Origin of the sequence: Ensifer sp. SL37 (genome assembly GCF_026672675.1) — a bacterium.
In the GTDB taxonomy this organism is placed as follows: domain Bacteria; phylum Pseudomonadota; class Alphaproteobacteria; order Rhizobiales; family Rhizobiaceae; genus Ensifer; species Ensifer adhaerens.
This window is the reverse complement of record NZ_JAPPRN010000006.1, coordinates 2,221,886-2,245,780: the sequence shown is the minus strand read 5'-3', so window position 1 is coordinate 2,245,780 and position 23,895 is coordinate 2,221,886. Positions and strand designations below refer to the sequence as shown.

25 protein-coding genes are annotated in these 23,895 nt (G+C 63.1%); 17 read left to right on the top strand and 8 right to left on the bottom strand.

What is annotated here, in order from left to right:
* Positions 1-45 precede the first annotated feature (45 nt).
* Entirely contained in the window at positions 46-927 is an 882-nt protein-coding gene (gene gluQRS, locus OVA00_RS22905; protein ID WP_268089653.1) for a tRNA glutamyl-Q(34) synthetase GluQRS, read from the top strand.
* Here gluQRS and OVA00_RS22900 read toward each other — a convergent pair.
* Complete coding sequence (locus tag OVA00_RS22900) at positions 916-1,824, bottom strand: YihY/virulence factor BrkB family protein (protein ID WP_060518489.1); 909 nt, start codon at positions 1,822-1,824, stop codon at positions 916-918. The two genes, gluQRS and OVA00_RS22900, sit on opposite strands and share 12 nt — an antisense overlap.
* A 181-nt stretch (positions 1,825-2,005) precedes the next feature.
* Here OVA00_RS22900 and OVA00_RS22895 point away from each other — a divergent pair, with 181 nt between their 5' ends.
* The 7 genes from OVA00_RS22895 (at position 2,006) to OVA00_RS22865 (ending at position 7,611) form a co-directional block, all read left to right on the top strand.
* The gene (locus tag OVA00_RS22895; protein ID WP_268089652.1) at positions 2,006-2,839 is read left to right on the top strand and encodes an SDR family oxidoreductase; all 834 of its coding nucleotides are present in this window, start codon (positions 2,006-2,008) and stop codon (positions 2,837-2,839) included.
* Between the two features lie 24 nt (positions 2,840-2,863).
* On the top strand, positions 2,864-3,067 hold the full coding sequence (locus OVA00_RS22890) for a twin transmembrane helix small protein (protein ID WP_034797863.1): 204 nt from the start codon (positions 2,864-2,866) through the stop codon (positions 3,065-3,067).
* A gap of 67 nt (positions 3,068-3,134) precedes the next feature.
* On the top strand, positions 3,135-3,713 hold the full coding sequence (locus OVA00_RS22885; protein WP_034797864.1) for a cob(I)yrinic acid a,c-diamide adenosyltransferase: 579 nt from the start codon (positions 3,135-3,137) through the stop codon (positions 3,711-3,713).
* 77 nt (positions 3,714-3,790) lie between these two features.
* Positions 3,791-4,588 carry a rhomboid family intramembrane serine protease gene (locus OVA00_RS22880; RefSeq protein ID WP_192438849.1) on the top strand — a complete coding sequence of 266 codons (798 nt, stop codon included), beginning with the start codon at positions 3,791-3,793 and terminating at the stop codon, positions 4,586-4,588.
* Between the two features lie 285 nt (positions 4,589-4,873).
* On the top strand, positions 4,874-5,623 hold the full coding sequence (locus OVA00_RS22875) for an electron transfer flavoprotein subunit beta/FixA family protein (RefSeq protein ID WP_268089651.1): 750 nt from the start codon (positions 4,874-4,876) through the stop codon (positions 5,621-5,623).
* Positions 5,624-5,645: 22 nt separating this feature from the next.
* Positions 5,646-6,587: an electron transfer flavoprotein subunit alpha/FixB family protein gene (locus OVA00_RS22870; RefSeq protein ID WP_268089650.1), complete on the top strand. Its 942-nt coding sequence runs from the start codon at positions 5,646-5,648 to the stop codon at positions 6,585-6,587.
* 151 nt (positions 6,588-6,738) lie between these two features.
* Complete coding sequence (locus OVA00_RS22865; protein WP_034806743.1) at positions 6,739-7,611, top strand: 3-hydroxybutyryl-CoA dehydrogenase; 873 nt, start codon at positions 6,739-6,741, stop codon at positions 7,609-7,611.
* A 69-nt stretch (positions 7,612-7,680) separates the two neighbouring features.
* On the opposite strand, the gene tlpA is transcribed toward OVA00_RS22865, so the two are convergent.
* The gene (tlpA, locus tag OVA00_RS22860) at positions 7,681-8,352 is read right to left on the bottom strand and encodes a thiol:disulfide interchange protein TlpA (protein ID WP_113553897.1); all 672 of its coding nucleotides are present in this window, start codon (positions 8,350-8,352) and stop codon (positions 7,681-7,683) included.
* Positions 8,353-8,378: 26 nt separating this feature from the next.
* On the opposite strand from tlpA, the gene argH reads away from it, so the two are divergent.
* The 4 genes from argH to OVA00_RS22840 all read left to right on the top strand — a co-directional run bounded on the left by argH (position 8,379) and on the right by OVA00_RS22840 (position 14,303).
* Positions 8,379-9,782: an argininosuccinate lyase gene (gene argH, locus OVA00_RS22855; protein WP_268089649.1), complete on the top strand. Its 1,404-nt coding sequence runs from the start codon at positions 8,379-8,381 to the stop codon at positions 9,780-9,782.
* A 118-nt stretch (positions 9,783-9,900) separates the two neighbouring features.
* A complete protein-coding gene (gene lptM, locus OVA00_RS22850) occupies positions 9,901-10,095 on the top strand; it encodes an LPS translocon maturation chaperone LptM (RefSeq protein WP_034806616.1) in 195 nt (64 codons plus the stop codon).
* 72 nt (positions 10,096-10,167) lie between these two features.
* Positions 10,168-11,436 (top strand): diaminopimelate decarboxylase, encoded by a 1,269-nt coding sequence (gene lysA, locus OVA00_RS22845; RefSeq protein WP_268090359.1) that lies wholly within the window; start codon positions 10,168-10,170, stop codon positions 11,434-11,436.
* A 206-nt stretch (positions 11,437-11,642) separates the two neighbouring features.
* Positions 11,643-14,303, top strand: a complete 2,661-nt coding sequence (locus tag OVA00_RS22840; protein ID WP_268089648.1) for a TIGR02302 family protein — start codon at positions 11,643-11,645, stop codon at positions 14,301-14,303.
* 118 nt (positions 14,304-14,421) lie between these two features.
* Here OVA00_RS22840 and OVA00_RS22835 read toward each other — a convergent pair whose 3' ends face one another.
* From OVA00_RS22835 to OVA00_RS22825, 3 genes are all read right to left on the bottom strand, one after another.
* The gene (locus tag OVA00_RS22835; protein ID WP_112985371.1) at positions 14,422-14,781 is read right to left on the bottom strand and encodes a response regulator; all 360 of its coding nucleotides are present in this window, start codon (positions 14,779-14,781) and stop codon (positions 14,422-14,424) included.
* 222 nt (positions 14,782-15,003) lie between these two features.
* On the bottom strand, positions 15,004-15,549 hold the full coding sequence (gene hpt, locus OVA00_RS22830; protein ID WP_034806612.1) for a hypoxanthine phosphoribosyltransferase: 546 nt from the start codon (positions 15,547-15,549) through the stop codon (positions 15,004-15,006).
* 64 nt (positions 15,550-15,613) lie between these two features.
* Positions 15,614-16,282 carry a hypothetical protein gene (locus OVA00_RS22825; protein ID WP_060518649.1) on the bottom strand — a complete coding sequence of 223 codons (669 nt, stop codon included), beginning with the start codon at positions 16,280-16,282 and terminating at the stop codon, positions 15,614-15,616.
* 343 nt (positions 16,283-16,625) lie between these two features.
* Between OVA00_RS22825 and ftsE the strand changes: the two genes are divergently transcribed.
* The 4 genes from ftsE to OVA00_RS22805 all read left to right on the top strand — a co-directional run bounded on the left by ftsE (position 16,626) and on the right by OVA00_RS22805 (position 19,987).
* Positions 16,626-17,249 carry a cell division ATP-binding protein FtsE gene (gene ftsE, locus OVA00_RS22820; RefSeq protein WP_268089647.1) on the top strand — a complete coding sequence of 208 codons (624 nt, stop codon included), beginning with the start codon at positions 16,626-16,628 and terminating at the stop codon, positions 17,247-17,249.
* Positions 17,242-18,264 (top strand): cell division protein FtsX, encoded by a 1,023-nt coding sequence (locus OVA00_RS22815; protein WP_034806606.1) that lies wholly within the window; start codon positions 17,242-17,244, stop codon positions 18,262-18,264. The genes ftsE and OVA00_RS22815 overlap by 8 nt, the downstream gene beginning before the upstream one ends.
* 97 nt (positions 18,265-18,361) lie before the next feature.
* On the top strand, positions 18,362-19,060 hold the full coding sequence (locus tag OVA00_RS22810; protein ID WP_060528852.1) for a YdcF family protein: 699 nt from the start codon (positions 18,362-18,364) through the stop codon (positions 19,058-19,060).
* Between the two features lie 135 nt (positions 19,061-19,195).
* Entirely contained in the window at positions 19,196-19,987 is a 792-nt protein-coding gene (locus tag OVA00_RS22805) for a lysophospholipid acyltransferase family protein (RefSeq protein ID WP_060605800.1), read from the top strand.
* Between the two features lie 4 nt (positions 19,988-19,991).
* On the opposite strand, the gene OVA00_RS22800 is transcribed toward OVA00_RS22805, so the two are convergent.
* A complete protein-coding gene (locus OVA00_RS22800) occupies positions 19,992-20,543 on the bottom strand; it encodes a gamma-glutamylcyclotransferase (protein ID WP_060518502.1) in 552 nt (183 codons plus the stop codon).
* 202 nt (positions 20,544-20,745) lie between these two features.
* On the opposite strand from OVA00_RS22800, the gene OVA00_RS22795 reads away from it, so the two are divergent.
* Complete coding sequence (locus OVA00_RS22795) at positions 20,746-21,756, top strand: DUF2125 domain-containing protein (protein WP_034806594.1); 1,011 nt, start codon at positions 20,746-20,748, stop codon at positions 21,754-21,756.
* Positions 21,757-21,818: 62 nt separating this feature from the next.
* Here the strand turns inward: OVA00_RS22795 and OVA00_RS22790 are convergent, their stop codons facing one another.
* Positions 21,819-22,742, bottom strand: coding sequence for a prephenate/arogenate dehydrogenase family protein (locus OVA00_RS22790; protein ID WP_034806590.1), 924 nt, complete (start codon positions 22,740-22,742; stop codon positions 21,819-21,821).
* On the bottom strand, positions 22,742-23,848 hold the full coding sequence (hisC, locus tag OVA00_RS22785; RefSeq protein WP_113506093.1) for a histidinol-phosphate transaminase: 1,107 nt from the start codon (positions 23,846-23,848) through the stop codon (positions 22,742-22,744). The genes OVA00_RS22790 and hisC overlap by 1 nt, the downstream gene beginning before the upstream one ends.
* Between the last annotated feature and the right edge of the window lie 47 nt (positions 23,849-23,895).

The window sequence follows — 23,895 nt, the reverse complement described above, 5'->3', positions numbered from 1 at the left end:
ACAAAGCGGATGATTTTTATACCCCTTCCATGGCAAAGGGAAAGCATGCCTGACACGCCACCCGTTTTCCGTTTTGCCCCGAGCCCCAACGGGCTGCTCCATCTCGGCCACGCGCTTTCCGCGGTGCTGAACCATGACATGGCGAAGGCCGCGAACGGGCGTTTCCTGCTGCGCATCGAGGATATCGACCAGATCCGCTGCCGCCCGGAATTCGAGGCGGCGATCTTCGAAGACCTTGCCTGGCTCGGCCTCGACTGGGAGCGCCCGGTGCGCCGGCAATCGGAACATCTCGACGCCTACGCGTCGGCGCTTCAACGGCTGGACATGCTGGGTGTCATCTACCCCTCGGTCATGACCCGCGGCGAAATCAAGGCCGCCGTTGCCGATGCGGAAGCCGGCGGCCAGACCTGGCCGCGCGATCCGGACGGCAGCCCGCTCTATCCCGGCCGCGAGCGCGAATTGCCCCAAACCGAGCGCGCGGCTCTCAGCGCGGACGGCAAGGCCTATGCCTGGCGGCTCGACATGGAGAAGGCCATCGCGCTTTTGGGAAAAGACCACCTGAGCTGGGCCGAGAGCGGCCATGGCCCTGAGGACGAAACCGGCACCATCATCGCCGACCCCGCCGCCTGGGGCGACGTGATCCTGTCGCGCTCCGATGCGCCGTCAAGCTACCATCTATCCGTCGTCGTCGACGACGCGTTGCAGGGCATCACCCATGTGGTGCGCGGCCGCGACCTCTATCATGCGACATCCGTGCATCGGCTGCTGCAGCGGCTTCTCGATCTGCCGGAACCGCTCTATCACCATCACCGGCTGATCCTCGGGCCGGATGGGCGCAAGCTGTCGAAGAGCAACCAGGATACCGGCATCGCCGCTTTCCGCGCCGCCGGTCGCACGGCGGAGGAAATCCGCGCGCTAATCGGCTAGGTCCTGCTCCTCGCGGGTCGCGTCGTTGCCATTGCGCAGCTGGAAGCTGCGGCGCACCATGCTCTTGACCCTGTATTTGAGGATCGCCGCATTGATCTCGGCGCCGATGATGAAGATTGCAGCGATCATGTAGAGAAACACCAGCACGATCATGATCGACGCCAGGCCAGCATAGGTAGACACATAGGTGGCGAAGGTCGCGAGGTACGAAGCAAAGGCATAAGCGCCGATCGTCCAGCAAACGAGCGTCAGCGCGATGCCCGGCAAAACGTCGATCACTTTACGGTGCCCATCCGGCAGCCAGAGATGGGACACGAGCAATCCGCTGGTCAGCACGACGAGAGCGAGCGGCAGGCTCCAGTTGTCGACGGTCGCAAGCACGCCACCAAGCCAGGGGAGCCACTGTCCGGCATAACGCACCGCCAGGGGCACGGCGACGAGCAGAATGCTGAGTGCGGCCAGGATCAGGACGCCGGCAAGCACGAAGCCGAGGCTCGCAAGCCGAGTGACGTACCAGTAGCGGCTCTCGGTCACTCGATAGGCGCGATTGAGCGAGACGCGCAGCGCCTCGACGCCGTTGGAGGCGAAATAGGCGGCGGCCAGCACCGAAACGGTCAAGAGCCCACCGCGCGGGATCGTCAGCACCCGCACGATTTCGTCGGCGATGGGCTTGGCGATCGATTCCGGCCAGGCATCGAAAATCAGATGCACCGCCGTTTCGGCAAACTGGTCGGCCCCGAGAAAGCTGCCGAGCGCCGTGCCGAAAATCAGGAAGGGAAAGACGGCGAGCAGCGACGACAGCGCCACATGGCTCGCCATCGCCCAACCGTCGTCGAGGCTGAAGTGCCAGAGCGCATCGAACACGACTTTCCAGGTGATGCGTATAAACGCTGGCATTCCATTCCAATCCTACGAGGCGCCGGGACTACCCGATCAGTACGTCCGTCTCGGCGCCGTTTCCTTGGCTTCGCATGACCCCAACGGCGGCAACGCTGGCGGGTTCCGGCTTGCGCAATTCAATTGTATCCCGCCGATGAATATGGGAAACCGAGGCAGGATTTCTACAGGATTCGACCGGATGACGGATCGCCCCACAATCATTGTCACCGGATGCTCCTCCGGAATCGGCGCCCATTGCGCACGCGCGCTTCATACCGACGGCTGGCGGGTGTTTGCGACCGTGCGCCGGGAAGAGGACCGGCAATCGCTTGAAAGCGAGGGCATCGAGACCTTTCTGATGGACTACACCAAGCCGGAGAGCATCGCTGCCCTGGCCGATACGGTGCTGGCGCTTTCCGGCGGGCGCATCGACGCGCTGTTCAACAACGGCGCCTATGGCCAGGCGGGTGCGGTCGAGGATCTGCCGACCGAGGCGCTGAGGCTCCAGCTCGAGACCAACGTGATTGGCTGGCACGACCTGACGCGGCGGGTGATCCCCGCGATGCGGGCGCGCGGCAGCGGCCGCATCGTGCAGTGCTCCTCCATCCTCGGCATCGTGCCCTATCGCTGGCGCGGCGCCTACAACGCCTCCAAGTTTGCGATCGAGGGCCTGTCCCTCACCCTCAAGATGGAGCTGGCCGGCAGCGGCATCGAGGTGAGCCTGATCGAGCCAGGGCCGATCACATCGAAATTCACCGCCAATGCCGTCACCTATATCGAGCGCTTCATCGACCTCAAGAATTCGGTGCACCGCGTCGAATACGAGCGGCAGATGCGACGCCTGAAAGGCGAAAGCAAACCCGCGGCCGGAAAGCTCGGCCCGGAGGCGGTTTATGCGGTTTTGAAGCACGCACTGACAGCAAAGAAACCGAAACCGCACTATATTGTAACAAGGCCAGCCAGACAGGGCGCGCTTCTGAAGAAGCTCCTGCCGGCGGCACTGTTTTATCGCATCATCGGCCGACTTGGCTGAAGCAGAATTGCAAGGAAGAGTTCGATGTCCAGCTTCTTTACCGGCTTGACCCTGTTCGTCATGGGCCTGGTCGTGATCGTTTTGATCCGCGGCCTCGTGAACATGGCAAAGGGTGGCAGCGGCAACACGTCCAACAAGTTGATGCAGGCGCGTGTACTGTTGCAGGCAATCGCGATCGTGCTCATCATGGTGACCCTTTGGATCACCGGCGGCGGCCGTCCGACCTGACGCAAATTCCGAACGGACAACCGTTCCACACCGTTCCTGAAATTGCGCTAGAGGACTGCGTCCGCCCATGGTGAAGCTCAACAAGATCTATACCCGGACGGGTGACAACGGCACCACCGGGCTCGTCTCCGGCCCGCGCCGGCTGAAGAGCGATCTGCGCGTCGATGCTTATGGCGCAGTGGACGAAACCAATGCCTTCGTCGGCCTGGCTCGGCAGCATACGGCCGGCAACGTCGATCTCGACGCCGCACTGATGCGGATCCAGAACGATCTCTTCGATCTCGGCGCGGATCTCGCAACACCCGACACCGGCGAGCCGCCGCAATACGAACCGCTGCGCATCGTCGCAGCGCAGGTGACCTGGCTCGAAACCGAAATCGACCGGCTGAATACCGAACTTGATCCCTTGCGCTCCTTCGTGCTTCCGGCCGGAAGCCCCGCCTCCGCAGCCCTCCACGTCGCCCGCACGGTCGCACGCCGTGCGGAACGCCAGGTGGTGGCCCTTGCCCAGATCGAAGGTGAAGTCGTCAGCACGGAAGCCATCGCCTATATCAATCGCCTGTCGGATTTCCTGTTCGTCGCGGCGCGCTTTGCAAATGACAAAGGTCAAGCCGACGTCCTTTGGATTCCCGGAAAAAACAGATAACGTCGGCTCGCGCATTGTCGCGCCCGATCGAGATTCGGCGGGAGAAACGGGCAATAACCTGTGCTTCGGGAGACCGCATGTTCATACCGCTTCACGATACGAACACCCTGAAGCACATCAAGGTCCAGTACGTCACGATCAGCCTGATCGTCATCAACATTGCCGTCTGGCTGATCACCGGACCGATTGCCTCCGAGCAATTCACCAACGCCGCGCTGCTGGGCTTCGGCTATATCCCGGCGCTCATTTTCGACTACGCGCAGCTTGATCCCTCGCTCGTCGTCGTCCCCGACGGCTTCACCTTCGTCACCTATTCCTTCCTGCATGGCGACTTCATGCACCTCGCCATGAACATGCTGTTCCTCTGGGTGTTCGGCGACAATGTCGAGGATGCGCTCGGGCACTTCCGCTATCTCGCCTTCTATCTTCTCTGCGCGGCTGCAGGCGCACTGGCGCATGGGCTTCTCGACCCGGCCTCCGAGGCGCCGTTGATCGGCGCATCGGGCGCGATCTCCGGCGTCGTAGCCGCCTATTTCCTGCTGCACCCGAAGGTGCGCGTCTGGGTGCTTGTCTTCTTCCGCATCCCGCTGCCCTTGCCCGCGGCCATCCCGCTTGCCTTCTGGATCGGCCAGCAGTTCTTCATGCTGGTCGTCGATCCCGGCAGCGGCGTGTCCTGGAGCGCCCATGTCGGCGGCATCGTCGCGGGCTTGGTTCTGGTTGTCATTTTGCGACGCCGCGATGTGCCGCTTTTCGACCGCACGATCGTCACGCCGCGCGCCGTCCGGCACAAGGCCGAACCGGTCACCGCAAGCCAACTGCCGTCGTCAGATGCGACAAGATCGCCCGTTCCCTGGGGACGCCAGACCGGATCCTGACACCGGCAATCGCCAGCCTTCAACGAGGATGATCCGTTATTTCAATGGCTTGCCTGAAGCGCGCCCGGCCCTGCCGGGACAGTGCCGCATCAGGCCCCAAGCCACTTGCCATCGATCATTCTTACGTGTACGTAAACGTAATTCCAATTCTCGGGATTATATCGATTTAGCGCCATGTACAGCGATTGTAATTGGAGAAAAAACGCGTATCGATGTCGCCAACCGACAATCAGGCGGCTCCGTTAAGGCGCATTTTCCTGCGAAAGCTCTTGGAGGGAAGAATCCATGAAAATACTTGTGACGGTGAAGCGGGTCGTTGACTACAACGTCAAGATCCGGGTGAAGGCAGACGGTTCGGGCGTCGAGCTTGCGAACGTGAAGATGTCGATGAACCCCTTCGACGAAATCTCGGTCGAAGAGGCGCTCAGGCTGAAGGAAGCCGGCAAGGCTGAGGAGGTCGTCGTCGTTTCCGTTGGTCCGGCCAAGGCCGAAGAAACCCTGCGCACGGCGCTCGCCATGGGGGCTGACCGCGCCATCCTGGTTGAGACCGAAGACCAGATCGAGCCACTCGCCGTCGCCAAGATCGTCAAGGGTGTGGCCGAGGCTGAACAGCCGGGCCTGATCATCGTCGGCAAGCAGGCAATCGACGACGATTCGAACCAGACCGGCCAGATGCTGTCCGCGCTGCTCGGCTGGGCGCAAGGCACCTTCGCCTCCAAGGTCGAGATCGGCGATGGCAAAGCAACCGTGACGCGCGAAGTCGACGGCGGTCTGCAGACCATCGACATCAAGCTGCCGGCCGTCGTCACCACCGACCTGCGTTTGAACGAGCCGCGCTACGCCTCGCTGCCGAACATCATGAAGGCGAAGAAGAAGCCGCTCGACAAGAAGTCGCCGGCCGACTTCGGCGTCGACACCGCCGCCCGCCTCAAGGTGCTGAAGACCGAGGAGCCGTCGGGCCGCAAGGCCGGCATCAAGGTCAAGTCGGTCGCCGAGCTCGTCGAAAAGCTCAAAACCGAAGCCGGCGTCCTCTGATTTAAGGAAGGGAGATTTTATCATGGCCATTCTTCTTCTGGCTGACCACGACAGCAACCACCTTTCCGACCAGACCGCCAAGGCGCTGAGCGCGGCCTCGAAAATCGCCAGTGGGACTGGAGCCGATGTGCATGTGCTGGTCGCAGGTAGCGGCGCCAAGGCTGCAGCCGAACAGGCCGCCAAGCTGGCCGGCGTTGCCAAGGTGCTCGTTGCCGACGACGCCTCGCTTGCCAACAACCTGGCAGAGCCGCTCGCTGCCCTGATCGTCTCGCTCGCTGGCAGCTACGACACGATCGTGAGCGCCGCCACCTCGGTCGGCAAGAACGTGATGCCGCGCGTTGCAGCGCTGCTCGACGTTTCCCAGGTGTCCGAAATCATCGAGGTCGTCTCGGCCGATACCTTCAAGCGTCCGATCTATGCCGGCAACGCCATCCAGACGGTGCAGACGACCGAAGCCAAGCGCGTCATCACCGTGCGCACCGCCTCCTTCGCCTCTGCCGCTGAAGGCGGTTCGGCGGCGATCGAGACCGTCTCGGCTGCCGCCAACCCTGGCGTTTCCTCCTTCGTCGCCGACGCGCTGTCGTCGTCGGACCGCCCGGAGCTGACGTCTGCCAAGATCATCATCTCGGGCGGTCGTGCGCTCGGCTCGTCGGAAAAGTTCCAGGAAGTGATCCTGCCGGTGGCCGACAAGCTCGGCGCTGCCGTCGGCGCTTCGCGCGCTGCGGTCGACGCCGGTTACGCTCCGAACGACTGGCAGGTCGGCCAGACCGGCAAGGTCGTTGCGCCCGATCTCTACATCGCCTGCGGCATTTCCGGTGCCATCCAGCACCTCGCCGGCATGAAGGACTCGAAGGTCATCGTCGCCATCAACAAGGACGAAGAGGCGCCGATCTTCCAGGTCGCCGACTACGGCCTGGTTGCCGATCTCTTCGACGCTCTGCCGGAGTTGCAGAAGGCGCTGTAAGCCCAAATCGATGCCACCCTCCGCACCCATGAAAAGGGCTGGCAAAAGCGGGGACTTGGCATTAACAATCTACCGGGCCGGCCAAACCGGCCCGGTTTGCGTGTCTGATGGCGGCCTTGCCGCCAACCCTTGAAGATGGATGTTCGCCGCGATGATCAAGACGGTCGGAATTATTGGTGCCGGGCAAATGGGCTGTGGCATCGCACATGTTTCGGCAATCGCCGGATACAAGGTGCAGATCTATGATCTGGCCGCCGAACGGATCGAAGCGGGCCTTGCAACCGTCAACGGCAACCTTGCCCGTCAGGTCTCCTCCGGCAAGATGACCGACGAGGCCCGCAAGGCAGCCCTTGCCCTGATCAAGGGCTCTTCCGATATCAACGACCTGTCCCAGGCCGATCTTGTGATTGAAGCCGTCACCGAAGACGAAACGATCAAGCGCAAGATCTACGGTCAGGTTTGTCCGATCCTGAAGCCGGAAGCGATTCTCGCGACGAATACCTCGTCCCTGTCGATCACGCGCCTGGCCTCCGCCACCGATCGCCCCGAGCACTTCATGGGCATCCACTTCATGAACCCGGTTCCGGTGATGAAGCTGGTCGAGCTCGTGCGCGGCATCGCCACGGACGAACAGACCTTCAAGACCGCCAAGGAATTCGTCGCGACGCTCGACAAGACCGTGACAGTCGCCGAAGATTTTCCGGCCTTCATCGTCAACCGCATTCTGCTGCCGATGATCAACGAGGCGATCTATACGCTTTATGAAGGCGTCGGCAGTGTCGAGGCGATCGATACCGCCATGAAGCTCGGCGCCAACCATCCCATGGGCCCGCTGCAGCTTGCCGACTTCATCGGCCTCGACACCTGCCTGTCGATCATGCAGGTGCTCTATGACGGCCTGGCGGACTCGAAGTATCGCCCCTGCCCGCTGCTGGTGAAATATGTCGAAGCCGGCTGGCTCGGCCGCAAGTCCGGACGCGGCTTCTACGACTATCGCGGCGAAGTGCCGGTTCCCACCCGCTAATTCCGTCAGCATTTGACAAGAAAAACCCGGCGATCCGCCGGGTTTTTCTTTGTCCAGATCTAGTCTCCTTCAGCTTCCCGCAGCAGGAGCAAGCGCCGCGCTGATCAGCGCCTTGGCGTCGTCGCTGTCCCAGGCGGCCGGCCCGTTCATCGAGCCGATCAGGCAGCCCTTGTCGTCGAGCAGCAAGGTTGCCGGCAGGCCGAAGGCCAGGCCTTCCTTCTTCATGTTGTTGAACACGCCCATCGAGGCGTCGCGATAATAGCCAAGCTCGTGCACGGCCGTCTCGTCGAGGAAAGCCTTTGGCTTCTCGTCGTCGCCGACGTCGATGTTGATCGCCACCACTTCGAACTTGTCGCTGCCGAGCGACTTCTGCAGGGCGTTCAAGGCCGGCATTTCCTCGCGGCAGGGAACGCACCACGTCGCCCAGAGATTGACGAGCAGCGTCTTGCCGGCAAAGGCCGAGACATTGGTCGGCTTGCCGTCCGGACCGTTGAAGTCGAGCCCGATCGGCCGCGGCGACGACGCCGGCGACATCGCGGCGACCTGCCCCTTCATGAAGGGTGTCAGCGCAGCGACCTTGGCCGAGGTCAGCGGGCAACTGGCGGAGGCCGTTTCGGTTGCCTCACCATTGCCAGACCCGGTCTCCTTCACGTATACCGCTGCCGCACCGACGATCACGCCAAACAGGGCGGCGAGCGCGAACAGTTTCACGGCCGGGGGGGATTTCTTCTGGTCGGGCATTTCATTCTCCAAGGCGGGCATTCTTCATGGCTGACGGCAATTCCGAGACGAAATCCTCCAACCAGATGTGGGGCGGTCGCTTTGCCTCGGGTCCGGACGCGATCATGGAGGAAATAAATGCCTCGATCGGCTTCGACAAGAAGCTCTATGCCCAGGACATCCGCGGCTCAATAGCGCATGCGACGATGCTGGCGCATCAAGGCATCATTTCGGCCGACGACAAAGACAAGATCGTTCACGGCCTGAACACGATCCTGTCAGAGATCGAAAGTGGTGCGTTCGAGTTCTCGCGCCGCCTCGAAGACATCCACATGAACATCGAGGCCCGGCTCGCGACCCTGATCGGTCCGGCTGCCGGCCGCCTCCACACCGCCCGCTCGCGCAACGATCAGGTGGCGCTCGACTTCCGCCTCTGGGTCAAGGAAGAGCTGCAGCGCACCGAGAAAGCGCTGACGGCGCTGATCGCCGCCTTCCTCGACCGCGCCGAGGAACATGCAGATACCGTCATGCCCGGCTTCACCCATCTGCAGACCGCGCAGCCCGTCACCTTCGGCCATCACTGCATGGCCTATGTCGAGATGTTCGGCCGCGACCGCTCGCGCGTGCGTCACGCCATCGAGCACATGGACGAGAGCCCGATCGGCGCCGCCGCCCTTGCCGGCACCGGATTCCCGATCGACCGTCACATGACCGCCAAGGCGCTCGGCTTTGCCGGCCCGACCCGCAACTCGATCGACACGGTATCGGACCGCGACTTCGCGCTCGAATTCCTGTCGATGGCCTCGATCACTGCCACGCACCTGTCGCGGCTGGCCGAAGAGATCGTCATCTGGTCGACGCCGCAGTTCGGCTTCATCCGCCTGTCGGATGCATTTTCGACCGGCTCCTCGATCATGCCGCAGAAGAAGAATCCCGACGCCGCTGAACTGGTGCGCGCCAAGACCGGCCGCATCAACGGTTCGTTGATCGCGCTGCTCACGGTCATGAAGGGTCTGCCGCTCGCCTATTCCAAGGACATGCAGGAAGACAAGGAACAGGTCTTCGACTCAGCCGAAAGCCTCGAGCTGGCGATCGCCGCCATGACCGGCATGGTTCGTGACATGACCATTCGTAGCGATCGCATGAAGGCCGCCGCCGGCTCCGGCTATTCGACCGCGACCGACCTTGCCGACTGGCTGGTGCGTGAGGCGGGCCTGCCCTTCCGCGACGCCCACCATGTGACCGGCCGCGCCGTGGCGCTTGCCGAACAGAACGGCTGCGACCTCGCGGATCTTTCGCTTGCCGACCTGCAGTCGATCCACGCCGACATCACCGAGAAGGTCTTCGATGTCCTGACGGTCGAAGCCTCCGTCGCCAGCCGTACCTCCTTCGGCGGCACAGCGCCCAACGAGGTTCGCAAGCAGATCGCCTGGTGGCGCGCCCGCAACTAAGACATCTGCTCCCAAGCCCGCTGCGGGCGGCTCTTCGCCCGCAGAAACAGGGTGCACAAGTGCCTGAAAAATCGGTAAGACATCGCACCTGCATCAGTTCCCGCGAAGGAAAATCACGATGACATTCACGAAGGCGGCCCGGCTTGCACTTCTGCTGGCGATCCCCGGGCTGGTTCTTGTCGGTTGTGGACGCAAGGGCGACCTCGATCGCCCCGGCTCGACCGCGCCGATCAACACCAAGGCGCCGGCAGGAACTGTCGAGCAGAAGGAAAAAGCAGACGAGCGTTCGTTCCTGCTCGATCCCCTCCTCTAGTAGAAATTACGCAATTCCGAACGGAAGCCGCTTCGCACTTTCCTGGAATTGCTCAAAGTCGAGCTGCGTGACGTGAACCATTTTCAATACCGCGACGGAATTCTCTACGCCGAAGATGTGCCGGTGACCGATATCGCCCGCGCCGTCGGCACACCCTTCTACTGCTACTCGACCGCCACGCTCGAGCGCCACTACACGGTGTTCTCCAAGGCTTTCGCCGATGTGGATGCGATGGTTTGCTATGCGATGAAGGCCAACTCGAACCAGGCGGTACTGAAGACGCTCGGCCGCCTCGGCGCCGGCGTCGACGTGGTCTCTGGCGGTGAGCTGCGCCGGGCGCTGGCGGCCGGCATCCCGGCAAACCGCATCATGTTCTCCGGCGTCGGCAAGACGCCGCTGGAAATGGATCTCGCACTGGAAGCCGGCATCTACTGCTTCAACGTCGAGTCCGAGCCGGAACTCGAGGTCCTGAACCAGCGCGCCGTTCGTGCCGGCAAGCGCGCCCATGTGTCCTTCCGCATCAACCCTGATGTTGACGCGAAGACCCATTCCAAGATTTCCACGGGCAAGAAGGAAAACAAGTTCGGCATTTCCTGGGAGCGCGCCCGTGCGGTCTACGCCCATGCCGCAACGCTGCCCGGCATTGAGGTGACCGGCATCGACATGCATATCGGCAGCCAGATCACCGAACTGCAGCCCTTCGACGACGCCTTCAAGCTGCTGCGCGAACTGGTCGATACGCTGCGTTCCGACGGCCACTCGATCGATCACGTCGACATCGGCGGCGGCCTCGGCATTCCCTACAAGGACGACAACAATCCGCCCCCGCTGCCGGACGCCTATGCGGAAATCGTCAAGAGCCAGCTGCAGTCGCTCGGCTGCAAGATCGTCACCGAACCGGGCCGACTGATCGTCGGCAATGCCGGCATTCTGGTGACCGAAGTCATCTACGTGAAGGACGGCGGCGACAAGACCTTCGTCATCGTCGACGGCGCGATGAACGATCTCATCCGCCCGACCCTCTATGAGGCCTATCACGAGATCCGCCCGGTCCGCATTTCCGCCGCCAACGCGCCGCGCATCCGCGCCGACGTCGTGGGCCCGGTCTGCGAAACCGGCGACTATCTGGCGCTCGACCGCGAGATGGCGATGCCGAAGCCTGGCGATCTCTTTGCCATCAGCTCGGCCGGCGCCTACGGCGCCGTGCAGGCCAGCACCTACAATTCACGCCTCCTGATCTCGGAAGTTCTGGTCAAGGGCGACCGTTTCCACGTCGTTCGCCCGCGCCAGGACTATGACGCGTTGATCGGTCTCGATTCGGTGCCGGACTGGCTCGACTGACCCGTCCGGGCGCGACAACGACAATCTGTGGATCGGCCGCCCGGCCGATCACGATTGTGTTTGCGCCCTCGTCTTCGCCACAAACGATGGTATCCTGAACGCAAGCGGGATAGGCGAAGTTGCGTGCATTTTTGAGCTCGGCCGTCGCCTCACTACATTGGGTCAGCCACAAGCGTTGATGGGCGACCGAAAGGAAACTTGGGCGGATGACGCAATTCCGGCAGGATGAAACGCCACAACCGAAGCCGTTTTCGAGAACTCTGGCGCTGAAGAGATGGCTGGCGCGCGCGGTGCTGGTCGCCGAGCAGGTCCTGCCGCGTATCCTTCTGCCCGGTGCGATCGCCCTTCTGTTTCTTGCCTTCGCCTGGCTCGGCTTCTTTCGCGCTGCACCTTTCTGGCTACATGCGGTCGCGCTCTTTGCCTTTGCGCTAACCTTCCTCGCCTCTCTCTTACCGCTCAGCCGGTTGCGGCTTCACGGTAATGCCGATGCCGATCGCATGCTCGAAGAGCGCAATGCGCTGCCGCATCAGGCCATCCGCGTCCAGGACGATCGCCCCGCGACCGACACCCCTCTGGGCGAGGCGCTCTGGCGCGAACACCAGGCGCGCATGGCTCGCATGATCGGCACCCTCGAGACTGGCCTGCCGCGGCCCGATATCGCCAGGCACGATCCCTTCGCGCTCAGGGCCGTGCCTGTGCTGCTCGCTTGCGTCGCCTTTGCCTATTCCTATTCCAACCGCGCCGGATTGCTGAGTGATGCGTTCCGGCTGCCGCAGACGTCGATCGAAGCAGCCAATATCCGCGTCGATGCCTGGGTAACGCCGCCGCCCTATACCGGGCGGGCGCCAATCTTCCTGACGGGCAAGCCGGAAGCCGCCGCTGCCGTGAATGAAGACGCCGGGGCGATCACCATCCCGCAGTTCAGCGACATCACCGTACGGGTCACCGGCGCCGGTGCGGACGCGCCAGTGCGCTACGCGGAAACCGGCGGGAGCAAACCGATCGCCATTCCGGTGGCCGGCGAAAAGGCCGAGGAAAAGCAGAGCAAGCCGAAAGTGGACGATGCCAGCCCGAAGGTTGCCGAAATGGTTGCAACGGAGCCGGCGCGCAGTCCGAATGCCGTGCGCAACCACGTCTACAAGGTCGTCAAGGATGGCGAACTTATCGTCGCCAGCCAGCGCTGGGCGTTCAAGATCACCCCGGACGGCGTGCCTCAGATCGCCTTTGACGGAATCCCCCATCCGACCATCAACGCGGCGCTCGAAATCACGTTTACGGCCAACGACGATTACGGCATCGCCCAGGCCTGGGCGGAGATCAAGCCGCTCGACGAACCGGCGGAAGGCGCCCGCGCGCTCTATCCGCTACCGGAATACCGGCTCGATCTGCCGCGCCGTAACGCGCGCGAGGCAAAGGGCACGACCAGCCGAAACCTCAGCGAGCATCCGCTCGCCGGCAAGCGGGTAGCGGTGACGCTCGTCGCCCGGGATGCTGCCGGACAGGAAGGCCGCAGCCCGCCGCACGACATGATCCTGCCTGCCCGCCAGTTCTCGCAGCCGCTCGCCGGCGCCGTCGCCGAACAGCGTCAGGTTTTCGCGCTCAATGCCAACGACCTGCCGCGCGCCATCGACCTCAACGACGCCGTCACGGCGCTTGCTGAGGACTGGATCCCGAACCTCACTCATTTCCTGCTGTTGAAATCGGCGCGCACCCGGATGGCGCTCGCCTATAACGACGACATGTTGCGCGATGCCGCCGGATACCTCTGGGAGATCGCGCTCGGCATCGAGGACGGCGACCTGTCGCTTGCCGAGCGCCGCCTGCGCGAAGCCCAGCAGGCGCTGTCGGACGCCTTGGAGCGCAACGCTTCGGACCAGGAAATCGCCAAGCTGATGCAGGAACTGCGCCAGGCGATGCAGGAATACATGCAGGCGCTCGCCGAGCAGGCGATGAAAAATCCACGCATGACCGGCAAGCTCGACCCGAACAACATCCTGCGCCAGCAGGACCTCGAGAAGATGATGAACCAGATCGAGAATCTGGCGCGCTCGGGCGCGCGCGATCAGGCACAGCAGATGCTCTCGGAACTGCAGCGCATGATGAACAACCTGCAGGCTGGCCGTAGCCAGCAGCAGATGGGCGAGCAGAACGACGCCATGCGCCAGCAGATGGACAAGCTCGGCAAGCTGATGCAGCAACAGCAGCAGTTGATGGACGAGACCTTCAAGTTCGACCAGGCCCTGCGTGACCGGATGCAGCGGGGCGACCCGCTGCAGGGCGAAGACAACGAGCTCTTCGGTCAGGAAATGCCGCAGGACCCAGGTCAGCAGGGCGATCCGAATGGTCAGCCCAACCCACTCGACAACATGACCGCCGAACAGCTCAAGGATGCACTGAAACAGCTGAAAGAGCAGCAGGACGCGCTCGGAAAACAGCTCGGTGAGCTGAACAAGGGCCTGGAAAGCATGGGCATCAAGCCCGGCAAGGGCTTCGGCGAAGCCAAGCGCGAAATGGACGGCGCTTCCGGCGCGCTCGGCAAGGGCCAGGGCGAACAAGCCGTCGGCAATCAGGGCCGCGCGCTACAGGCCCTGCGCCAAGGCGCCCAGGATATGATGAACCAGATGCAGGGCCAAGGTCAGGGCGGCCCTGGCATGGGTGTTCCGCAATACGGTCAAAACGGCCGCGATCCTTTGGGACGACGGCAACAGAATCTCGGCCCGAATTTCGGCGACCAGGTCAAGGTTCCAGACGAGATCGATTCTCAGCGCGCCCGACAAATCCTTGACGAGATTCGCCGCAGGCTGGGCGACAGCCTGTCGCCGGAGCAGGAGCGCCAGTACCTCGAACGCCTGCTCGACATGCGCTGAGCCGGGCGCCCGGCTCAGCCCTTTGCCTCATCACGGCAGAACATGACAACGGCTCCCGTCGCATCCAATCGATGCGCCGGGTCGCAGTCCTGTTGCTGTGGGCCGGCAGGTCTGGCCGTCAGGCGGCCAACGCCAGCGCGACTGCCTTGCGGATATCGGGAAGGGAGAAGGGCTTGGAGATGACGTCGACGATTTTGTCGGTGAGATCGTCAGCCCGCTCGCGCTGCTCGGCATAGCCGGTCATCAGCAGGATCTTCATGGCCGGAAAGGCCGCCGACGCCTGGTGCGTCAGCTCGATGCCGTCCATCACGGGCATACGGATATCGGAGAGCAGAAGGTCGAACGCCTCGGCCTCCAGGCGAGCAAGGCCATCGGCCCCATCGCCCGCTTCGACCGTCTCGTGGCCGTCGAGCCTCAGGGCCCGTGCGACGAAGGAACGCAATGCATCCTCGTCCTCGGTAATCAGGATCTTCGCCATCATGGCCTCCGCGTTCGCTTTCGAGTCCGGCGTTCACGCCGGCACCCGCACCTGATCCAAAAGTACAGCGGGCGTGGATCATCGGGAGACACACTGGCGCTGCAGCGCCGCCGATCCCCGTCGAGAATCACTGCGGCACGCACCAAAACAACCAGTTTTTCGTTTGTGTTCGGTAAACGCCGAACGACTGGATTTCAGGGCGCATGCCCCAAATCGAGACGTTTACTCGGCGTCGCCGGTGACAACACCGACAAAAGGCAACTCGCGGAAGGCATAGGCGACGTCCATGCCGTAGCCGACGACGAAGTGATCGGGGCATTCGAAGCCGACATAATCCGCCTCGAGCTCGACCTTGCGCTTGACCCGCTTGTCGAGCAGCACGGCGATCGTCACGTTGCGGGCGCCGCGCTCGTACATCAGTTCCTTGGCGAAACGCAGCGTGCGGCCGGATTCGAGAATGTCGTCGATCAGTAGAACGTCGCGCCCATGCACGTCGCTGTCGATATCCTTGGTGATCTTGACGCCCTGCGAAACGGTGCCGGTGCCGTAGCTCGACAGCGTGATGAACTCGACTTCCGGTGCCAGACCGGCCGTATGCATCGAGCGGATCAGATCGGCCGCGAAGATGAACGATCCCTTGAGCACCGCGATCACCAGTAGATCCTTGTGCGGGCCGTTGACGATCATTCCGGCGAGCTCGCTGTTGCGGGCAGCGATGGTTTCGGCCGTATAGAGAGGTTCGATATTCTTACCGCGAACAACGGGCATCAAGGCTTCTCCAGCGTTTCATCCGGAAGACCTTAAGCCTTCCCTTTGGCGCCGCTTAGCACAATCAGCGGGCCGAAACACCGTTTTCGGCGAAGGAAACCGTCACATCCGGCATTTTTCCACCCGCATAGGGCAGTCTCGTCATGAAATGACGGCTCTCACCGGGCGCGACGGCAGCACCCTCGGGCATCACCCGTGTCGTCGTGACCTTGCGCCCGTTGGCGGCAATCTCCACCACGACGAGCGGCAATCGCTGCTCGATATCGGAGCGATTGTCGATCGAACCATAGACGGACAGCACACGCATGCCGCCGGAGTAGTCGAGCCCACTCTTGATCCCCGATATCGTCAGCGGCTGGACGTCGGCCTGTCCATCGCCGGCAAAGCCGACGATCGCCAGGAAGGAAGCAAGCGCAACGCCCGCGACCATCCCGGCAAAGCGGCGTGCCGGCATGTCGCGCAGCCGCGTTTCGGCAAGACGCAACAATCGAGCGCCGAGCGACGGCTCCTGCTCCACGACCGTCAGCGTCGGCCGCCTGCGGCTGCCCGTTTGTGCATTGTCGTTGAAAACAGGATAGGGCGTGCGGCGCGACGAAGCGGATATCACCTCGAATTCCGCATCCACATAGTCGGCGCGCCTCGGCGCTGAAGCCCCGTCGCGTCCGCCGCGCTCGGGCGGCAGGAAATCTGTATCGGCGTTGTTGCTGGCGGATTTGGTCCGGAATGCCTGCATGATCATTTCCTCCTGTCCCGCAAGAGAACACGGCCGCAGGCGGCCAGTTTGTCTGCGCAACCCTCGGGCAATGCCAAGCCTCATGCGGTGCAAGAACTAGGCATTGCATCAAATCTTTCCGACACGTAAACCGGAATGGTTAATGTTTCGGAAAGACGTCGCGAAAGCGGCGCCTTTTCATGAAAAATTAACCGTCACTTAACCATGATTCCGCTGGCGGTTTTGCCTTTCTTGGCTGGTCGTCCTATGCGCGGAGGACCGGAACCGGCCGTCGGTTGCAGGGCCGTGAGAGAGACTGGGCTGCCGCTTGATTCACTTTGAGAACGTCGGACTGCGCTATGGCATGGGACCGGAAATCCTCCGGGACCTGACCTTCGACATTCCACGCCGTTCATTCCAGTTCCTGACGGGTCCGTCGGGCGCCGGCAAGACCACGTTGCTGCGGCTTCTTTTCCTCTCGCTGCAGCCGACACGCGGCCTGATCCGGATGTTCGACCGCAACATTTCGTCGATCCCGCGCGAAGAATTCCCGATGCTGCGCCGGCGCGTCGGCATCGTCTTCCAGGACTTTCGCCTGCTCGATCATCTCACCACCTACGAGAACGTCGCGCTGCCGTTGCGCGTGCGCGGCAAGGAGGAAACGAGCTACCGTGCAGACGTGCTGGAGCTTTTGAAATGGGTGGGTCTCGGCGAGCGCATCAACGTGCTGCCACCGGTCCTTTCCGGCGGTGAAAAACAGCGCGCCGCCATCGCTCGGGCGCTGATCGACCGGCCGGAGATCCTGCTTGCCGACGAGCCGACCGGCAACGTCGATCCGCCGATGGCAAGGCGCCTGCTCAATCTTTTCCTCGAGCTCAACCGGCTCGGCACGGCGGTCGTGATCGCCACCCACGATCTGTCGCTGATGGACCAGGTGGAGGCGCGGCGCATGATCCTTTCGCAAGGGCGGCTCGACATCTATGAGTGACAGCCGCACGAAACACCAAAAGGATGTGCCCGAACAGGCACCGGAGGCACAACAGCGCCGGACGGAAATGCGCGTGCGCCCGACCGGCCCGATCGTGCCGTCGAGCAATGTGTCGGGCCATGCGCTGATGTGCGTCATCGCCATCATGTCGTTCCTCGCCTGCCTGACGCTCGGCGGCGTCAGCATGGTGCGAGCCACGGCCCAGAGCTGGCAGTCGCAGATCTCCCGCGAGATCACCATCCAGATCAAGCCCGACGACAATCTCGACATGGAAAAGGCGCTGGCGGATGCCCGCGACCTGGCGCTGACCTTCAGTGGCACGACGGACGGCAAGATCGTCGACCGGGCCGCCACCGCCCGCCTGCTCGAACCCTGGCTCGGCGAAGGCCTCGATCTTGACGAATTGCCCGTGCCGCGCCTCGTCATCATCACCATCGACGAAAGCAATCCGCCGGACTTTGCGGCCATGCGCAAGGCGCTGACAGAAATAATCCCGCAGGCTTTCCTCGACGACCACCGCACCTGGGTCGACCGGCTGGTCGCCATGGCCAACACCACGGCCATGATCGGCACCGGCGTGCTGACCCTGGTCTTTTCCGCCATGGTGCTGACAGTGGTCTTCGCAACGCGCGGCGCGCTGTCGGGCAATCGCCATATCGTCGAGGTGCTGCATTTCGTCGGTGCCGAAGCCGGCTTCGTCGCGTCGGAATTCCAGAAGCACTTCCTCAGGATCAGCCTCAAGGGCGCCGGCGCCGGCGGTCTGCTCGCGGCACTTTTCTTTGCGCTCGCGGGTTTCTGGCAGTCACGGACCTTGGCGACCCCCGAGACAGATCAGGCCACCGCCCTCTTCGGTACCTTCACCATCGGCTATGGTGGCTATCTCGGCATTGCCGCGATCATCGTCGTCATCGCCATCCTGACGACCGTTACGGCGCGGCTGACGGTTACCCGCACGATCTACGAAATCGACCTCATCCGCTCGGACCCCGGCCGTACCGACCTCTACCAAAGCTGAGCCGCCTGATGTTTCGCCGCCACTCGATCTATTCCTTGCCGCAATCTGCGGCTATGTGAAGAGAATCATGATGGCGCGAGAGCTACGCGGGAACGGAATGGCCGGAGGAGATAAATGGCACGGGCAAGCCGACGATCGCCGGCGGTCCCGCAGTCTCCTGCGCAAAATCCTCCGCCGAACCTTCTTCGTCCTGCTCCTGCCGCTGGCAATCCTGATCGCCGCCTTCCTGAACTTTGCCGACACGGTCGCCTCCCTGCAGCCGCCGGGTCATCCGAAGGCCGACGCGATCGTGGTCCTGACCGGCGGTTTCCAGCGCATCGACCAGGCGGTCGATCTTCTGAAGGGTGGCGCCGGCAAGCGCCTGCTGATCTCCGGGGTTCACCCGGCGACCACAGGCAGCCAGATCCGCCGCAACACCCAGAGCTCGGCCGACCTTTTCAAGTGCTGCGTAGACATCGGCCATGAGGCGATCGATACCATCGGAAATGCCACGGAAGCGGCGCAATGGATCCATGATCGCGGCTATGCGAGCGTGCTCGTCGTCACCAACAACTATCACATGCCGCGCAGCCTCCTGGAACTGCGCCGCGCCCGGCCGGAAACGGAGTTCATCCCCTACCCGGTCGTCAACTCCGATCTGAAGACCACAAACTGGCTGCGCAATCCGATGGTGCTGAAGTCGATCCTTCTGGAATTCGGCAAGTATACGGTGGCTTCGATACGCGACTTCGCCGGCGCCCGCCCGACCAGCGGCCTGCGCACCGACGCATCGCGCGCGACGCCCGCCGAAGAATAAGGGCCGGCAGGAACAGCCTTCGCCGCTGCAAAGTGAAACAGAGCAGTTTTCCTTCAGCACTTAATCGTGTAGGCAGCGATCAACCGGCTCAAAGACGCCGGTCCCCTTGAGACCTCGCCTACGAGAGCGTGCCTGATGATCGTCTTGCGTTCGATCCTTTTCAACATGGTGTTCTACGCCAACCTGATCGTGCAGATGATCGTGCTGACCCCGATCTACTTCCTGCTGCCGCGCAAGAAGGCGTGGTTCGTGCCGAAGAACTGGGTGCGCAGCAACCACTGGCTCATGGAAAAGATGGTCGGCACGACCTTCGAGATCGAAGGCTTGGAGAATATCCCCGAGGTTCCCTATATCTTCGCTCCCAAGCACCAGTCCTTCTGGGATGCCTATGCGCTGCTCCCCTGGCTCAGCGATCCCTTTTATATCCTGAAGCGCGAGCTCACCTGGATCCCGCTCTTCGGCTGGTATGTGCTCAAGCAACGCATGGTTCCGGTAAATCGCGCGGCGCGCGGCAAGGCGATGACCGGCGTGATGGACCGCACCAAGCAGGAAATGGCAACCGGCCGCGAGCTCATCATCTACCCGGAAGGCACGCGTCGCCCGCCGGGCGCTCCGCCGGAATACAAATACGGCATCGCCCGCCTCTACCGCGACCTCAGCGTGCCGGTGGTGCCGGTCGCCATGCATCCCGGCCTCTTCTGGCCGCGCCGCAAGTTCCTGCGCTTTCCCGGCCACTTCAAGGTTCGCATCCTGCCGCCCATCGAGGCCGGCATGGACCCGGACGCTTTCCTGGCGAAGCTCGTCGAGGTAACCGAGAGGGCGAGCGACGAGTTGCTCGTCGAAACCGTGAAGGCCAATCCGCACCTGCCGCTGCCGCCGACCGCCGAGCAGCGGCTGAAGGAACTGAAGGCAGAAGGCCGGGCCTGAACCTTCAGGCCCGGGCTGAACGCGGCGCCTGCCGCAGCAATCCGACCACCTCTTCCAGCCAGTGATCGCGGATGCCCATCTCCTTGAGATGGGCGAGCGTGTTGAACACGTATTCGCTGTTCGGCCCGGATTTTCCCGTCGAAACCGCAACGATGCCGGCCGCCTCCGTGGTGGTCAGCGAGCCCGCATACTGGACGTGGGCGCGGTCGATGACGTAGGCGAGCGCCGGAACGCGGCGGCCGTCGGCAAGCAGCACCGGCATGGTGCGTTCCTTGTAGACGTGGGTCACCAGTTCACGCTCGCGCAGATAGTCGACGACATCCGCCTGCTGTCCGCGCTGGACGCGAAACGCCGTCCCGATGCAGGAGCCGCCGCGGTCGAGCCCAAGCACCAGCCCCGGCCGCTGTTCGGTGCCACGGTGAACCCAGGAATGCACGCAGAGTGAGCGGCGAAAACCGAAGGCACGTGCCGTGAGCTTCTCCTCGAAGGCAAAGCCCGGGTTCCACATCAGCGAGCCGTAGCCAAAGACCCAAAATTCGTCCATATCCACTGTCATTCAACCCGCGCTGCTGTTCTCACTGCCGAATCACGATCGGTCGCGTGGGACGGTGAGCCATTTTCGGTTTCTACGGCACAGCATCCCGGCACGAAAGAGACAAGGTCGTCCTCCTGCGGCCGAAGGAAAGAATAGTTTTGCGGATCGATGGCGCCACCCGAAAGGCAGCCTCCATCCTGTTTTGAGTGAGGTACCCCCGCCCATGTCGGCCACCGCAGTCTCCAACCCATCGCCGGTCAGCCGGAAATTCCGCTGGCTCCTGGCAGGCATCGTGCTTGTCACCGGCGTTTATTCGGCCGGCTGGTTTCTCGCCGCCGACCAGATCGAGAAGCGGCTTGCGACCCGCCTCGCTGAAGGACAGGCGGCCGGCCTCGGCGGCGAATGCACCAACATGGACGTGCGCGGCTTCCCGTTCCGCATCGGCCTCTTCTGCGACAAGGTCCATCTGGACGACACCCGCAACGGCACCTCGGCCTCGTTCGGAGCGCTGAGGACCGCTGCCCAGGTCTACCAGCCGGGCCATGCGGTGATCGAGCTTGACGGCCCGGCCGAGATCCGGGCTTCCCCCGGCCTCAACATCTTCGCCGACTGGACGTTGCTGCATGCGAGCGTGCGCGCGACCCTGTCCGGCGTTGACCGCACGTCGCTAACCTACGACAACCTGACGGGCCGGTTGCGATTGCCGCTTGAAGGCGACGGATTTGGCTTCGGCGCCAGCCACGGCGAATTGCACCTGCGCCAGAACGGCGCGGATCTCGACGCCGCCTTGAGCGTCGACAAACTGGACGTTCGGCCCGAGGAAGGCCCGAGCCTCGCACCGCCGGCGACCGTCGCCGCCGACCTGACCTTCACCGACCGGGCCGGATGGATGACAACCCCGCCGACGCCTGAGATGTTTCGCGGCAGCAAGGGCGAGCTGCGACAGCTCACCCTCGACCTCGGCTCAGGCATGAACGCCAAGCTTTCCGGGCCGTTCTCGGTCAATGATCAGGGACTGATTTCTGGCGAGTTCTCGCTGACGATGACCAATATCGAGGCCTGGCGCGCCAATCTGGTCACCCTGATCCCGGATGATGCCAACCTCGTCGACAACACCGCCAACATGCTGAAGGCTCTCGCCAACGGCAAGAACGAGGCGACCGTGAAGCTCAACGTGCGCGACGGCACGGCATTCCTCGCCTTCATCCCGATCGGCGTCCTGCCGACCCTCTAGGCTACGATCATACGCCTCATAGGAAGGAAGACCGCTCCACGGTCTTCCTTGATCTGCTCAGGCTATTTCTGATCCATGGCATGGCGACCGAAGTCCGGCATCGCCGTGTCCTGGCCGGCCTGAATGATCGAGCGGCGAATGGCCCGGGTGCGGGTAAAGAGATCGAACAGCTTGTCGCCGTCGCCCCAGCGGATCGCCCGCTGGAGGTAGGCGAGATCTTCCGAAAACCGCGCCAGCATCTCCAGGATCGCATCCTTGTTGTGCAGGCAGACGTCGCGCCACATGGTCGGGTCGGATGCCGCCAGACGCGTGAAGTCGCGGAAGCCCGAAGCCGAATATTTGATGACTTCGGATTCGGTAACGGTCTCGAGATCGTCAGCCGTGCCGACGATGTTGTAGGCAATGATGTGCGGCAGGTGCGAAACGATTGCCAGCACCTTGTCGTGGTGTTCGGCGTCCATCTCCTCGACCATCGAGCCGAGCGTTTCCCAGAAAAGCCGCAGCCGCGCCACCGCTTCCTCATCCGCGCCAGGGGGCGGCGTCAGGATGCACCAGCGGCCGCGGAAGAGGCCGACGAAGCCGGCATCCGGGCCGGAATGCTCGGTACCGGCAATCGGATGCCCCGGCACGAAATGCACGTTCTCGGGCAAGTGCGGCGCCATCTGTGCGATCACCGAACCCTTGGTCGAACCAACGTCGGTGACGATGGCGCCTGGCTTCAGATGGGCTGAGATCTCGGCGGCAACAGCGCCGGACGCGCCGACCGGTACCGAGACGATGACGAGATCCGCGTCGCGAACGGCATCCGCCGCAGACAGCGTATAGCGATCGCCGAGCCCGAGTTCCTGCGTCCGCTTCAGCGTCGCCTCGCTGCGCGTGGAGACCACGAGCGTGCCGGCGAGCTGCTTCTCGCGGATTTCGCGCGCGATCGACGAGCCGATCAGACCAATGCCGATGAGGGCGATCGTTTCAAACTGCTGAGCCATTATTTCCGTCCCATGAATTCGGTCAGCGCCGCGATGACGCCCTCGTTGGCTTCCGCGGAGCCGATGGTCATGCGCAAGGCATTCGGGAAGCCGTAGCTGCGGACTGCCCTGAGGATATAGCCGCGGCGGGTCAGGAACTCATCGGCCTCCTCCGCCCGCTTGCCGGCCTCGTCGGGGAAATGGATCAGCACGAAATTCGTGACCGACGGCGTGATGCGGAGCCCGATCGCCTCGAGCGCTTCGGCAACGCGGGCAAGCCAGGTGAGGTTGTGATCGACCGCGGTTGCCACGAAAGCCTGGTCGCGGATCGCCGCAGCCCCCGCCGCAATGGAAGGCGCGCTGAGGTTGAAAGGGCCACGGACGCGATCGACAGCGTCGATCACCTCCGGCGGCGCATACATCCAGCCGATGCGCAGGCCGGCAAGACCATAGATCTTCGAGAAGGTGCGGGTCATTACCACGTTGCGGCTGGCCGAGACGAGCTCAAGACCGGCGGCATAGTCGTTGCGGCGCACATACTCGGCATAGGCGGCGTCGAGCACCAGGAGCACGCCCTCGGGCAGGCCCGCATGCAGCCGGCGGACTTCGTCGACCGGGATATAGGTGCCGGTCGGATTGGCGGGATTGGCGAGAAAGACCATTTTGGTCCGCTCGGTGACCGCGGAAAGGATGGCGTCCACATCGACGCGTGCATCTTTTTCCTCGACGGTCACGGGCGTCGCACCGGCCGCCAGGATCTGGATCTTGTAGACCAGGAAACCGTGCTCGGTGATGATGCCTTCGTCGCCGGGGCCGAGATAGGTGTGGCACAGCAGCCCGAGCAATTCGTCCGAGCCGTTGCCGCACATGATGTTTGCCGGATTGAGCCCGTGAACGGCCCCGATCGCCTCCCGCAGTACCCGCGCCTGGCCGTCCGGATAGCGCTCCAGATTGAAGGCCATCGCCTGGAAGGCTTCTATCGCCTTCGGGCTGGCACCGAGCGGCGTCTCGTTCGACGAGAGCTTATGCACCTTGGCGACACCCGGCGCATGCTCCTTGCCCGGCACATAGGCGGCAATGTCAAGGATGCCGGGACGCGGCTCAGGGCTCTTCGAAGCAAGGCTCATCGGGTCAGCTTTCTATGGCCATCAAAATGCCACAGCGACCTTTGTCG

Excerpts from the sequence above, each read along its gene's own strand:
- gluQRS (WP_268089653.1), top strand. The coding sequence starts at position 46 with ATGCCTGACACGCCACCCGTTTTCCGTTTTGCCCCGAGCCCCAACGGG.
- OVA00_RS22900 (WP_060518489.1), bottom strand. The coding sequence starts at position 1,824 with ATGCCAGCGTTTATACGCATCACCTGGAAAGTCGTGTTCGATGCGCTC.
- OVA00_RS22895 (WP_268089652.1), top strand. The coding sequence starts at position 2,006 with ATGACGGATCGCCCCACAATCATTGTCACCGGATGCTCCTCCGGAATC.
- OVA00_RS22890 (WP_034797863.1), top strand. The coding sequence starts at position 2,864 with ATGTCCAGCTTCTTTACCGGCTTGACCCTGTTCGTCATGGGCCTGGTC.
- OVA00_RS22885 (WP_034797864.1), top strand. The coding sequence starts at position 3,135 with ATGGTGAAGCTCAACAAGATCTATACCCGGACGGGTGACAACGGCACC.
- OVA00_RS22880 (WP_192438849.1), top strand. The coding sequence starts at position 3,791 with ATGTTCATACCGCTTCACGATACGAACACCCTGAAGCACATCAAGGTC.
- OVA00_RS22875 (WP_268089651.1), top strand. The coding sequence starts at position 4,874 with ATGAAAATACTTGTGACGGTGAAGCGGGTCGTTGACTACAACGTCAAG.
- OVA00_RS22870 (WP_268089650.1), top strand. The coding sequence starts at position 5,646 with ATGGCCATTCTTCTTCTGGCTGACCACGACAGCAACCACCTTTCCGAC.
- OVA00_RS22865 (WP_034806743.1), top strand. The coding sequence starts at position 6,739 with ATGATCAAGACGGTCGGAATTATTGGTGCCGGGCAAATGGGCTGTGGC.
- tlpA (WP_113553897.1), bottom strand. The coding sequence starts at position 8,352 with ATGCCCGACCAGAAGAAATCCCCCCCGGCCGTGAAACTGTTCGCGCTC.
- argH (WP_268089649.1), top strand. The coding sequence starts at position 8,379 with ATGGCTGACGGCAATTCCGAGACGAAATCCTCCAACCAGATGTGGGGC.
- lptM (WP_034806616.1), top strand. The coding sequence starts at position 9,901 with ATGACATTCACGAAGGCGGCCCGGCTTGCACTTCTGCTGGCGATCCCC.
- OVA00_RS22840 (WP_268089648.1), top strand. The coding sequence starts at position 11,643 with ATGACGCAATTCCGGCAGGATGAAACGCCACAACCGAAGCCGTTTTCG.
- OVA00_RS22835 (WP_112985371.1), bottom strand. The coding sequence starts at position 14,781 with ATGGCGAAGATCCTGATTACCGAGGACGAGGATGCATTGCGTTCCTTC.
- hpt (WP_034806612.1), bottom strand. The coding sequence starts at position 15,549 with ATGCCCGTTGTTCGCGGTAAGAATATCGAACCTCTCTATACGGCCGAA.
- OVA00_RS22825 (WP_060518649.1), bottom strand. The coding sequence starts at position 16,282 with ATGCAGGCATTCCGGACCAAATCCGCCAGCAACAACGCCGATACAGAT.
- ftsE (WP_268089647.1), top strand. The coding sequence starts at position 16,626 with ATGGGACCGGAAATCCTCCGGGACCTGACCTTCGACATTCCACGCCGT.
- OVA00_RS22815 (WP_034806606.1), top strand. The coding sequence starts at position 17,242 with ATGAGTGACAGCCGCACGAAACACCAAAAGGATGTGCCCGAACAGGCA.
- OVA00_RS22810 (WP_060528852.1), top strand. The coding sequence starts at position 18,362 with ATGGCCGGAGGAGATAAATGGCACGGGCAAGCCGACGATCGCCGGCGG.
- OVA00_RS22805 (WP_060605800.1), top strand. The coding sequence starts at position 19,196 with ATGATCGTCTTGCGTTCGATCCTTTTCAACATGGTGTTCTACGCCAAC.
- OVA00_RS22800 (WP_060518502.1), bottom strand. The coding sequence starts at position 20,543 with ATGACAGTGGATATGGACGAATTTTGGGTCTTTGGCTACGGCTCGCTG.
- OVA00_RS22795 (WP_034806594.1), top strand. The coding sequence starts at position 20,746 with ATGTCGGCCACCGCAGTCTCCAACCCATCGCCGGTCAGCCGGAAATTC.
- OVA00_RS22790 (WP_034806590.1), bottom strand. The coding sequence starts at position 22,742 with ATGGCTCAGCAGTTTGAAACGATCGCCCTCATCGGCATTGGTCTGATC.
- hisC (WP_113506093.1), bottom strand. The coding sequence starts at position 23,848 with ATGAGCCTTGCTTCGAAGAGCCCTGAGCCGCGTCCCGGCATCCTTGAC.